We start from the raw sequence: 11,271 nt of genomic DNA, 5'->3' as shown, positions 1-11,271 counted from the left end.
GAGACGATCCAGGTCGTCGACGTCGCCCAGCTCCTCCTCGAATCCGTCAAGACCCCCACCGACCCCACCGGCACCCCCGAAGAGGAACACACCCCGGAACCCGAACCCGTGAAGTGACCCTCGTCAAAGGCGCCTTCCGACGCCCCCTGCCCCAGCGGCAGGGGGCGTCGGCGTTTCACGGGACCCGTGCCGTGCCGCCGTACACCGTCGCCGAAGTGGCCGAAGTGCGGCTCTGAGGGGCGTACAACCCTTTCCCCCCACCTCGTGTCAAACACGATGCCGGTCAAGGAACGGGACCTTTCCGGACACCCCCGTACACCCCCCGCGCTTCCCGAGCACCCGGCCGCGTCCTGCCGCCGGGGTCGTTTCTCAGACGAGGAGCCGCTCATGCGCACCCTTCGTTCGCGCTCGGCCGCGGTCGCGGCCGCCGCGTTCCTGCTCGCCGCCGGGGCGGCCGTGGCCACTGCCCCGGCCGCGTACGCCGGCACCCCCGGCGGCACCCGCGCCGACGACCGCAACACCGACTTCAACGGCGACGGCTACGACGACGTGCTGGTCGGCGCCCCGGACGCCACGGTCGCCGGGCGGCAGCGCGCCGGTGCGGTGACCGTGCAGTACGGCGGGTCCCGCGGCATGGGCACCCGCAACGCGCGGGTGTTCAGCCAGAACTCCGCCGGGGTGCCCGGCGGAGCCGAGACCGGCGACGGGTTCGGGCGGGCCGTGGCGACCGGCGACCTGGACGGCGACGGCTACGACGACGCCGTCGTCGGCCTGCCGGGCGAGGACCTCACCGGCGCCGCCGACGCGGGCGGTGTCGTGGTGTTCTTCGGCACGCCCCGCGGGCTCACCGGCGCGGCAACCCTCTGGCTCCAGGACGACATCCCCAGGTCCGGGGCGCGGTTCGGCAGCGCCCTCGCGGCCGCGCGCTTCACCGACACCACGCCGGGCGACCTGCTCGCCGTACTGGACCGGGTCGGGCCGTCCGTCTACCGCTTCGAGACCGCCTCCCGGGCCGCCGGGGGCGGTGCGCACCGGCAGGCCGAGCTGACCTCGCGACACCGCCTCACCGCGCCCTCGAGCACCTCGCGGGCCACCGCCCCCGGGATCAGCCCCAGGTCGCTCACCACCGGCGACTACGACCGCAACGGCTTCGCCGACCTGGTGGTCTCCGGCACCAGCACGGGCGCCGAGCCCGGGTACGGATGGTCGTACGTCCTGCCCGGCACGGCCGCCGACGCCGACCCGCTGCCCGTCCTCGCTCTGCGCGGCGGCCCGGTCGTCGCCTCGGGCGATGTCGACGGCGACGGCTACGACGACCTGGTCACCGGCGAACCGCACAGCCCGGACGACGGCGGCGAGTCGATGACCGGCGGCATGGTCGGCTACTACCGGGGCGGCCCGGACGGACCCGTCGGCCGGGAGGGGCCGGGCACCCCGCCGGTGTGGTGGACCCAGGACTCGGCGGGCGTCCCGGGCACGAGCGAGCGCGGCGACGGCTTCGGCGCCGACCTCTCCGTCGGCGACACCGACCGCGACGGCTACGCGGACGTCGCGATCGGCGTCCCCGAGGAGAACGTCGGCACGGTCGCCGACGCGGGCCAGGTCGTCGTCCTGCGCGGCTCGGCGCGGGGCATGACGGCGTCCCGAGCCTGGTCGGTCACCCAGAACACCGCGCGGGTGCCGGGCGCGGTGGAGAAGGGCGACCGGTTCGGCGGCCAGGTGGCCTTCACCGACCCGAACGACGACGGCCGCTTCGGCCTGCTGGCCGCCGCGCCCGGCGAGAACACCGCCGACGGGGCCGTGTGGGTGTTCTCCGCCGGGTCCGCGGGGCTGACCACGTCGGGCTCGTGGACGTACGGCCTGGGCACGTTCGGCGTCTCCGGTCTGAACGCGCGGTACGGGGCGGTGATCGACGACTAGGTCCTGTCGTCAAGCTCCCGTCGTCGCCCGGAGGGCGGCCCTGCGGCGTCAGGTGCGTGCTCTGGGGGTCCCCCTCTGGGGGAGTGCCGGGTGCAAGCCCTCGTACCGGACGTACTCGGGCTTGTGCCCGGTGCGGCGAGTGGGGGCACCTCCCACGAAGTGGGGGAGCGTGCAGGGCGTCGCGGGGCGGGCGGGAGTTCGACGACAGGGCCCAGGGCTCTTGTGACGGCTCTCCACGGCGACATCCCCGGGCCGCAATCGGCCCATAAGGACCCAGTGGTGACCGGGAGGTAACCCGGGGGTGTCGCCCCGTTCGAACGCGTGCTTCACTACTGAGTCGTTGTCGACGGGGCTGGCGGGACGGACGGTGAGCATGCGCACCCTCGGAACGGGTCTGACGGCCGTCGGCTGTCTTGTTCTCCTCGCCGCCTGCGGGCCCCTGCCCGGCGACGACGCGAAGGCCCCGGAGAAGACCCCGGCGGTCAAGGCCGCCCAGGCGCCCGCCTCGCTCCCGGTCCCCGGCGGCAAGGGCAGCAAGGTCCCGGACGACTTCAACGGCGACGGCCGCCGCGACCTCGTCCTCAACGACCTGGTCAAGGCGCAGGCGCACAGCGACGACGCCGGGATCGGCATCGTCTACGGCGGCCCGCAGGGACTCACGCCCGGCGCCCGGCAGTTGCTGAGCCCGGCCCGCAACGCCGTCCCCACCGACGGTGAGCTGCCCGCCGTGTTCGACGCGGAGGCGAGCTGCGACCTGGACGCGGACGGGTTCACCGACCTCGTCGTCTCCACCGACCCGCCCTTCGACGGGCAGGGACAGCCGCCCGTCCCGCTCCAGATCCTCTTCGGCTCGCCGCGCGGCCTGACCGGCAAGGCGGTCAAGCTCGTGATCCCCGCCGCCGCGCGGGCCGGCAACGACTGGCCCGACCAACCGGTGTGCGGCGACTTCGACGGCGACGACAAGGCCGATCTGGTCGTGCACGCCTCGGACTGGCAACTGAGCTTCCTGCGCGGCCCGTTCAACCGCAAGGGCGCCCCGCGCGCGGCCGGCGCGCCCGTCCACGTCCCCGGCAACCTGCCGACCGGCCCGGTCGCCGACGTGGACCGCGACGGCGACGACGACCTGGTCGTCCGGGTCGCCGAGGGCCGCTCCGCCGCCGCGCTCGTCCTCGGCGGCCCCACCGGCCCGGCGGGCCCCGGCACGCTCCTGCCCGAGGGCCTCGACGTGGCCCTCGGCCGCTTCGGCCGCGGCGCGAACCTGGACGCGGCCGTCGGCGGCATCGCGGAGACCGCCCTGCGCTACGACCTCCCGGCCCCCACCCGCGCCACGCTGGCCGTCGGCGGCTCCCTGCTGGACACCGCCGACTTCGACGGGGACGGCCTCGGCGAACTCGTCTCCAGCGGCTCGGGCATCCGCGTCCTGCACGGCCGTGCGGCGGGACCGTCCACCGAGGACCTGACGCGCGTCGAGCCCACCGCCCGCGGCACCTCGCGGGTGCTGGCCGCGGCGGACTTCGACGGGGACGGCCTGGCGGACCTGGTGGTACGGACGTACCTCGGGGAGACGAAGGACACGGTGGCGGTGTACCCGGGAGCGAAGGACGGCGTGATCGCCGACACCCCGACCGCGACGTTCTCCACTCGCGAGTTCCTGCCGGGCTGACGCCTTCGGAGCCCCTGCCGATCCCCCGGCTCCCGGGCCGAGGGCTCCGGCGCCCTGGACCTCCGTATGCCGGCACGGGCACGTCCCGTCAGCCACAGCAGCCCCGCAACCTGGCCGAAATCCCTTACAACCCTCGGGACTTCACACAGGTCACATGATCGTCGACCCGTGCCGCGCGCGCCGACGACGGTGCGCGCGCCGGCCGGTCCACCCCCGTTCCGCGGACGCCCCGACCGGGTTCCGCGCATGCAGCAGGAGAGCTCCGCATGCAGCAGCATCTGCGACTGACCCTCGCGACGGCCACGGCGGCCGCGCTGACGGGCGGTCTCCTCGCGTTCACGTCGGCCACGGCGACGGCCGCCGACTCCGCCCACGTCCCGCAGGCCGACTTCAACGGCGACAAGATCGGCGACGTCGCCTTCTCCGTCTGGGGCGCCACCGTGTCCGGCAAGGCCCGCGCCGGACAGCTGGCCGTGCTGTACGGCTCCGGCAGCGGCATATCCTCCGCCAAGCGGTCGCTGATCAGCCAGAACTCCACCGGCACCCCCGACGCCGCGGAGACCGGCGACGGCTTCGGCTCCGAGCACGCCTACGCCGACTTCAACGGCGACGGCTACGACGACATCGCCGTCTCCGCCCCCTGGGACGACGTCCGCGGCGACGCCGACAGCGGCACCCTGACCGTGCTGTGGGGCTCGCGCTCCGGCATCACCGGCCGGGGCGTGCTGATCCCGGACCCGGCTCCCGGTGCGCACGACAACTGGGGCAAGAACCTGGCCGCGGGCGACTTCGACGGCGACGGCAAGGCGGACCTGGCCGTCGGCAACACCACCAACACGGTCTACGTGTACAAGGGCGGCATCACCGCCTCGGGCGCCGCGGGCCGCGCCCGCACCGCCTTCAAGGCCCCGGTGAAGTCCGGCGGCACCGCCCGCGGCCCGATCAACCTCACCGCGGGCGACGTCAACGGCGACCGGCGCACCGACCTGATCGTCGACGGCTACGAGACCACGTCCCGGGCCGGCTGGAACCGCAACTTCTACGTCCCCGGCACCGCGAGCGGCCTGAACGTCTCCGCCGCCAAGTCCCTCAAGCCCGGCGTGATCACCGGCGTCGACGACATCAACAACGACGGCTTCGGCGACATCGTCAGCGGCTGGGACGCCGACACCACCCAGCCGGACGGCACCGCGACCCCGTACGCGGGCAAGGGCGGCAAGGTCTGGATCACCTACGGCTCGGCCACCGGCCCGGGCTCCGTCGTCGGCATCACCCAGGACACCGGCAACGTCCCCGGCACCGCCGAGAACAACGACTGGTTCGGCTTCGAGCTCGACCTCGGCGACATCAACGGGGACGGGTTCGCCGACCTGGCCGTCGGCGCGGCGGGCGAGAGCATCGGCGACGACGCGGACACCGGCGTCGTCACCGTCCTGTACGGCTCCCGGACGGGCCTGAACGTCACCTCCGGCGGCCAGGCCTTCTCCCAGGACACCGCGGGCGTGCCGGACACCAGCGAGGACAAGGACATGTTCGGCTACGACGTGAAGCTGGACGACGTCACCGGCGACGGCCGAGCCGACCTGATCGTCGGCTCCGCCGAGAACGCGGGCGACGGCACGGTCACCTTCCTGCCCTCCGGCGGGACGAGGATCACCGCGACCGGCTCGCGCGTGGTCACGCCCACCGCCGCCGGCGTCTCCACGGCCGGCCAGCCGCTGTTCGGCGCGAACTTCGCCGACTGAGCGGTCGTAGGACGGGACCCCGCGGGAGCCGGGAGGGAACCGCCCGGGAGCTCGCCGGGCGGCCCCGTAGGGGATGTGTGAGGGATACACGGGGCACGGGGCCCCGGGCCGGCCCCGACCCGTACGGGAAGGCCGTAGGGGATGTCACAGCTCGGCCGCAAAGCCCGGCCCGAAAGGCCGGGTCCGCCGCGTCGTTCTGCGGGACCAGGTACGTTCGAAGGCGTGGCTGGATTCAGGATCGGACGCGGCGGCCGGGACGACCGCGCCCCGCAAGCGCGACCGCAACACCCCCCGCACGGACGGCAGGTGCCCCGGGGCCCGTCGTACGGCGGCGCCCCGCAAGGCGGCGGCCCGTCGTACGGCTACCCCGCGGCGCCACAGCCGTACCCGCAGGCCAGGCGGCAGCAGCCGCCGGGCGGACAGGGCGGCGGCGGTGACTGGGGGAACCACGGCGAGCCGGAGTACTTCGGCGGCCAGGACCCGTACGGTCCGGGCGCCCACGACCCGTACGCGGCGAACAACCCGGGTCACACCCAGGCCTTCTCGATCGACGAGCACTACAACCAGGGCGAGACGTACCACGCCGGCGGCACGCCCCCGGCCGGTCCGATCGGACCCCGGCTGCACTGGAAGGCCCTGCTGCGCGGCATCGTGTTCGCACCCGGCCAGACCTTCCTCCAGATGCGCGACTACGCGGTCTGGGGCCCGGCCGTGGTCGTCACCTTCCTCTACGGTCTGCTCGCCGTCTTCGGCTTCGACGACACCCGCTCGGACGCGATCAACGCCACGATCTCCAACGCGGTGCCGATCGTCCTGACGACGGGCGTGGCCATGGTGATCGCGGCCTTCGTCCTGGGCGTGGTGACCCACACCCTGGCCCGTCAGCTCGGCGGCGACGGGGCGTGGCAGCCGACGGTCGGCCTCTCCATGTTGATCATGTCCATCACGGACACACCGCGGCTGGTGCTCGCCATGTTCGCGGGCGGCGACGCGACGTTCGTCCAGGTGGTCGGCTGGGCCACCTGGATCGCCGCGGGCGCCCTGCTGACGATGATGGTGAGCCGCTCGCACGACCTGCCCTGGCCGAAGGCGCTGGGCGCCTCCGCGATCCAGCTGGTCGCCCTGCTGTCGATCGTGAAGCTGGGCACGTTCTGAGACCGTCACCGACGGCATGAGAAGGCCCCCCGGCGGAGCGCCGGGGGGCCTTCTCGTGCCTCACGTCCCTCTCACGGCCCTCTCACGTCCCCGAACGGGCCGGAAGCCGTCGCGGCCGCTCAGGCGTCGAGCACCTGACCGGCGCGCTGCACGACGGGCGGCAGCACGGACCACGGGAAGTTGATCCACTCATCGGTGCGCTTCCACACGTACTCGCACTTCACCAGGGAGTGCGACTTCTCGTAGATGACGGCGGAGCGGACCTCGGCGACGTGGTCGAGGCAGAAGTCGTGCACCAGCTTGAGCGTCTTGCCGGTGTCGGCGACGTCGTCGGTGATCAGGACCTTCTTGTCGGAGAAGTCGATCGCGTTGGGCACGGGGGCGAGCATGACGGGCATCTCGAGGGTGGTGCCGACGCCGGTGTAGAACTCCACGTTCACGAGGTGGATGTTCTTGCAGTCCAGCGCGTAGGCGAGGCCACCGGCGACGAAGACGCCGCCGCGGGCGATGGAGAGCACGATGTCGGGCTCGTAGCCGTCGTCGGCGATGGTCTGCGCGAGCTCGCGGACGGCCGTGCCGAAGCGTTCGTAGGTCAGGTTCTCGCGGACGTCGCTCATACCTGGGTCCTGTGGAAGTTGAGGAAGGAGCGGGAGGCGGTCGGCCCGCGCTGCCCCTGGTAACGGGACCCGTACCGCTCGCTGCCGTACGGGAACTCGGCCGGGGAGCTGAGCCGGAACATGCACAGCTGGCCGATCTTCATCCCGGGCCACAGCTTGATGGGGAGCGTGGCCAGGTTCGACAGCTCCAGGGTCACATGACCGCTGAAGCCGGGGTCGATGAACCCGGCGGTGGAGTGGGTGACGAGCCCGAGCCGCCCGAGGGAGGACTTGCCCTCCAGCCGGGAGGCGAGGTCGTCGGGCAGGGTGATGACCTCGTACGTCGACGCGAGGACGAACTCGCCCGGGTGCAGGATGAACGGTTCGTCGCCCTCGGGCTCCACCATCCGCGTGAGGTCGGCCTGCTCGATGGCGGGGTCGATGTGGGGGTACCGGTGGTTCTCGAACACCCGGAAATAACGGTCCAGCCGTACGTCGATGCTCGACGGCTGCACCATGGATTCGTCGTAGGGATCGATCCGTACCCGCCCGGCGTCGATCTCGGCCCGGATGTCCTTGTCTGAGAGAAGCACGCCCCGAGGATACGCAAGGCGCGCGGACCCGCCACAATCGTGACGACTCCGCGCGCGGGGGATGCGGACGGCCGGCGTCCGCCGGTCACCGCAGGTAAGCGCCGGTCACCGCCCGGAACGGGCCACCGGAGCGGCCTCGGGAACCGGGCGGTCACCACGCCCGGTGGTCACCGCTTCTGGAGCGTGACCGGTACGACGCTGCGCAGGCGGGCGCAGCGCGGACACCGCACCAGCCGGCCGGGGCCGAGCCGCTCGGCCTGCTGCATCGGGAACGAAGCGGTGCTGAAGACGTGCCCGTCGGCACAGCGGACGAGGGTGTTTTCCATCAAGTCCTAGAGTCCCTTCCCCAAGAGCCGCGTCACTCCGGCTGGAATCCGGTGACGACGGAGGGCCACATTACGGGATGAAAGGGACGCCCCTCCAGGCGGCACTCCGACCCGCCGGGCCCCGCCGCGAAGCCCCCACCGTACGCCCCAACTCCGGCTCCCCGCAGCCACATCGCTCCCCTGAAACAGACTCAGGTCCCGCGGCTGAGACACCGGGGACCTGGCATGGGGTAGAGTGGGCGAGCGTTCACGACACCGATCATCTCGGCGTCTTACGCGGGTGTAGTTTAATGGTAGAACATCAGCTTCCCAAGCTGAGAGCGCGAGTTCGATTCTCGTCACCCGCTCTTCTCGAAGCCCCAGGCCGACCGCCTGGGGTTTTTTGCTGTCCGGGCGATGACCGGTGCGTCTGTGGCCGGTGCGTCTGTGACCGGTCCGGCTGTGGCTTGCGGGGCGGCCCCGCGAAGTGCGGCGAGGACGGCCCGGGTTCGTCGCGGCGCAGGCGGCGCAGCACCCCCACCAGAGCCCGCGTCGCGCACCAGGCGACGCAGGGAGCGGCGGCGAGGACGGCGAGTCCGGTCAGCGCGCGGGACGGCCCCGAGGAGACCGTCGGCTCCAGCAGGACGACGGCACCGAGGCCGGCGGCCCAGGCGAAGCCCGTCCACAGCGAGAAGGCGACCGCGACGGGTACCCCGCCCAGCCCCAGCGCGTCGAGGTCGGCGTCCGCGTCGAAGGTGCGTGCGCGGGCGGCGCCCACTGCGACCAGCAGCCAGAAGCCCGCGGCGGTCAGCAGGGGGACGGTGAACAGGAAGCCCGGGAAGCCCGTGGCGGCCTCGAAGAACGTCCCCATGCCCAGCCTCCTGTCGACCCCGTCGTACGACGGCCTCGGCACGGCCCGGTGTCCGGATGCCGGGCACCGGCAGGTGCCCGGCATCGCGCCCCCCGTCGCGTGCTCCCCTCGGCCTCCATCCTGCCGACGCCGGCACCCCCGCCGCACTGCCGGATCCCGGCAGTCCTGGCCGGACCGTCCATGCCGGTGCCCTGCCAGGAAGAGGTCACCGGTAAGTGGGGCCGGGCCGCTCTCGTGCCCCGGTGCCTGGCGCGTCCTCGACGGTCGCCAGGTTGTCTTTTCGCCGCGACGGATCGCCGAACCCCAGGTCAGCGGCGTGCGGCGGGTGTTTCCGTGGTGATCTGTGCCGATGGCCACAGCAAACGCGGCGCCGATGGGCTCATACTGAGCCATGACAAAGCCTGCCGCGCCGAAGCGTCATCTGCCCACCAGCCCCTTCAAGGCCCCGGTCGTACCGGCTCCCAAGCACTTCGCCGTGGGGGATCAGGTCACCCATGACATGTACGGCCTCGGCCGAGTGGTCGGCATCGAGGACGGAATCGCGGCTCACGTGGATTTCGGCTCGGCGCAGATGCGGATCTTGAGCCCCTACGCCAAGATGACCAAGCTGTAGCACCGTTGTGCCCGGTCACGGCACACCAGGCCCGTTCAGGGGCCTGTAGAGAAAGAGAGTCCTCCCATCGATTCGACATCGCTGTTCTCCGCCCTGGAGGGGCAGCCCCGCGGCGCGACCGCGGCGTCGCCGCGTCCGGTGACCAACCCCTTCCAGGCCCCCGACTTCGGGGACGACGAGGCCCTGCTGCTCGAGGACGCGCAGGATCCCGCCTAGGACGTTCCCGCCCAGGATGTTCCCGCCCAGGACGTTCGTCGGGCCGCGGCGAGAGGTGCGGTTCCTCCCACGGAGCCGCACACCTCGGTGAGTTGTCCGCGAACTCCCCCGGGATCGTCCGCGATTGGTAACGGACGCATCCCGCAGCCCCCGTATCCCGTCTCACCCGGTGGTCGCGACGCGACCGGGATTCGGCGCGGAACAGGGCGAAGGCGGGGCGGACATGGGGCGGCACGTCAGCGGGCGAGGCTGGTACGGCAAGGTGGTCGGGTCGGCGCTCGGGGTGACCCTGCTCGCCGTCGGCGCCTCCGTGTGGACGGCGCAGGCCGGTGACACCGGCGGCTCGCCGAAGTCGCCCGTGGCCGCCCCGGTCAAGGTGAAGCCGGTCGACGTGACCATCGCGCACTCCTCGGACAAGGGCGAGCGCGGCGTCAACATCACCATCGACGACGGCCCCGACCCCGTGTACACCCCCCAAGTGCTCGACGTGCTCGAGGAGTACGGGGTGAAGGCCACGTTCTGCATGGTGGGGACGCAGGCCCAGGCCCACCCCGACCTCGTGAAGAAGGTCGTCGCGGCCGGGCACCGGCTGTGCGACCACTCGGTGTCGCACGACACCACCATGGACAAGCAGTCCCAGGCCTACCAGTCGCAGCAGATCCTCGAGGCCGAGCGCATGATCACCAAGGCCTCCGGGGGTGTACGGCCGATGTACTACCGGGCGCCCGGCGGAGCGTTCACCCCCTACAGCCGCACCCTCGCCGCTTCCCGGGGCATGCGCCCGCTGGGCTGGAACGTCGACACCAAGGACTTCGAACAGCCGGGCGCGGACGCCATCGTCGCCACGGTCAAGCGTGAACTGCCCAACGGGCCGACGCTCCTCTTCCACGACGCCGGCGGCGACCGTTCCCAGACCGTCGACGCCCTGCGCGAGATCCTCCCGTGGCTGAAGGAGCAGGGCTACTCCTTCGGGTTCCCGGTGCGCTGAGGCCCTGCGTCCGGACTCGGGGCAGGTCGCGCGACCGTCACCGCGAAGTGCCGCTCCGCCCAGGGAGTTCCGGGCGAAGACGTGGAGGCGCAGGACGAGGAAGCGGGCTGTGCCGGTGAGGGCCGCGGCCGTGAGGTAGACGAGTTGTTCGGTCAGGGGGGCCGGGGCGGGCTGGGCCAGGTGGAGCGCGAGGATCGCGGCGGTGGTCGTCAGGTAGGCGGCGGCGGCCGAGCCGGCGGACTGCCAGTGCTCCCGCCGGTCGGCGCCGCGGCCCTTGGCGAAGGTGTAGCGGGCGTGGAGGTCGGTGCACAGGAGGGTCGAGGCGACGGTCACGAGCGCGTTCGCCAGGGCCCAGGGCAGGAGCTGGGCGAGCAGGGGGACCGCGAGGCTGGAGAGGACTCCGACGCCTCCTCCTAAGAGCACGAAGCGCAGGAAGGAGGCGGCGGAGCCGGGGCCGGACGGAGTCGCCGTCTCGGGCTGCTGGACGAGCGGCGACTGCATGAGGGTCTCCTTCGGGTTCAGAGGCTGCGGGCGGTGATGTCGCCGTGGGCGGTGGTGGCGTGGAAGGTCACGGCGGCGGCGCCTTCGGTGTTGGTGAGGCTGTTG

General features: G+C 72.6%; 9 protein-coding genes, 1 tRNA gene and 1 pseudogene. 7 read left to right on the top strand and 4 right to left on the bottom strand.

Annotated features, from left to right (window positions below; all coding sequences use genetic code 11):
- Positions 1 to 387: 387 nt before the first annotated feature.
- The 4 genes from ACZ6SQ_RS38145 (at position 388) to ACZ6SQ_RS38130 (ending at position 6,483) form a co-directional block, all read left to right on the top strand.
- A complete protein-coding gene (locus ACZ6SQ_RS38145) occupies positions 388 to 1,920 on the top strand; it encodes an esterase (RefSeq protein ID WP_469570610.1) in 1,533 nt (510 codons plus the stop codon).
- Positions 1,921 to 2,293: 373 nt separating this feature from the next.
- Complete coding sequence (locus tag ACZ6SQ_RS38140) at positions 2,294 to 3,583, top strand: FG-GAP repeat domain-containing protein (RefSeq protein WP_469570608.1); 1,290 nt, start codon at positions 2,294 to 2,296, stop codon at positions 3,581 to 3,583.
- Between the two features lie 266 nt (positions 3,584 to 3,849).
- On the top strand, positions 3,850 to 5,328 hold the full coding sequence (locus ACZ6SQ_RS38135) for a VCBS repeat-containing protein (protein ID WP_469570606.1): 1,479 nt from the start codon (positions 3,850 to 3,852) through the stop codon (positions 5,326 to 5,328).
- 141 nt (positions 5,329 to 5,469) lie between these two features.
- Positions 5,470 to 6,483, top strand: a complete 1,014-nt coding sequence (locus ACZ6SQ_RS38130; protein ID WP_469570604.1) for a Yip1 family protein — start codon at positions 5,470 to 5,472, stop codon at positions 6,481 to 6,483.
- Between the two features lie 119 nt (positions 6,484 to 6,602).
- Here ACZ6SQ_RS38130 and ACZ6SQ_RS38125 read toward each other — a convergent pair whose 3' ends face one another.
- The 3 genes from ACZ6SQ_RS38125 to ACZ6SQ_RS38115 form a co-directional block, all read right to left on the bottom strand.
- Positions 6,603 to 7,100 carry a phosphoribosyltransferase gene (locus ACZ6SQ_RS38125; protein ID WP_469570602.1) on the bottom strand — a complete coding sequence of 166 codons (498 nt, stop codon included), beginning with the start codon at positions 7,098 to 7,100 and terminating at the stop codon, positions 6,603 to 6,605.
- Positions 7,097 to 7,672, bottom strand: a complete 576-nt coding sequence (gene dcd / locus ACZ6SQ_RS38120) for a dCTP deaminase (RefSeq protein WP_386387449.1) — start codon at positions 7,670 to 7,672, stop codon at positions 7,097 to 7,099. Before dcd ends, ACZ6SQ_RS38125 begins: the two co-directional genes overlap by 4 nt.
- Positions 7,673 to 7,839: 167 nt before the next feature.
- A complete protein-coding gene (locus tag ACZ6SQ_RS38115; protein WP_386387447.1) occupies positions 7,840 to 7,998 on the bottom strand; it encodes a hypothetical protein in 159 nt (52 codons plus the stop codon).
- 276 nt (positions 7,999 to 8,274) lie between these two features.
- Here ACZ6SQ_RS38115 and ACZ6SQ_RS38110 point away from each other — a divergent pair.
- From ACZ6SQ_RS38110 to ACZ6SQ_RS38100, 3 genes are all read left to right on the top strand, one after another.
- Positions 8,275 to 8,345: transfer RNA gene (locus tag ACZ6SQ_RS38110), tRNA-Gly, on the top strand.
- An 894-nt stretch (positions 8,346 to 9,239) separates the two neighbouring features.
- Entirely contained in the window at positions 9,240 to 9,461 is a 222-nt protein-coding gene (locus tag ACZ6SQ_RS38105; protein WP_386387439.1) for a hypothetical protein, read from the top strand.
- Positions 9,462 to 9,900: 439 nt separating this feature from the next.
- Entirely contained in the window at positions 9,901 to 10,665 is a 765-nt protein-coding gene (locus ACZ6SQ_RS38100; protein WP_469570599.1) for a polysaccharide deacetylase family protein, read from the top strand.
- 518 nt (positions 10,666 to 11,183) lie between these two features.
- On the opposite strand, the pseudogene ACZ6SQ_RS38095 reads toward ACZ6SQ_RS38100, so the two are convergent.
- A pseudogene (locus ACZ6SQ_RS38095) lies at positions 11,184 to 11,271 on the bottom strand (DUF4097 family beta strand repeat-containing protein); the annotation flags it as partial.

The organism is Streptomyces sp. NPDC048600 (assembly GCF_055587025.1).
This window is presented reverse-complemented; position numbering and strand designations above follow the sequence as displayed.

Bases quoted from the DNA above. Each gene is read 5' to 3' on its own strand.
- ACZ6SQ_RS38145 (WP_469570610.1), top strand. From the start codon at position 388: ATGCGCACCCTTCGTTCGCGCTCGGCCGCGGTCGCGGCCGCCGCGTTC.
- ACZ6SQ_RS38140 (WP_469570608.1), top strand. From the start codon at position 2,294: ATGCGCACCCTCGGAACGGGTCTGACGGCCGTCGGCTGTCTTGTTCTC.
- ACZ6SQ_RS38135 (WP_469570606.1), top strand. From the start codon at position 3,850: ATGCAGCAGCATCTGCGACTGACCCTCGCGACGGCCACGGCGGCCGCG.
- ACZ6SQ_RS38130 (WP_469570604.1), top strand. From the start codon at position 5,470: ATGTCACAGCTCGGCCGCAAAGCCCGGCCCGAAAGGCCGGGTCCGCCG.
- ACZ6SQ_RS38125 (WP_469570602.1), bottom strand. From the start codon at position 7,100: ATGAGCGACGTCCGCGAGAACCTGACCTACGAACGCTTCGGCACGGCC.
- ACZ6SQ_RS38115 (WP_386387447.1), bottom strand. From the start codon at position 7,998: ATGGAAAACACCCTCGTCCGCTGTGCCGACGGGCACGTCTTCAGCACC.
- ACZ6SQ_RS38105 (WP_386387439.1), top strand. From the start codon at position 9,240: ATGACAAAGCCTGCCGCGCCGAAGCGTCATCTGCCCACCAGCCCCTTC.
- ACZ6SQ_RS38100 (WP_469570599.1), top strand. From the start codon at position 9,901: ATGGGGCGGCACGTCAGCGGGCGAGGCTGGTACGGCAAGGTGGTCGGG.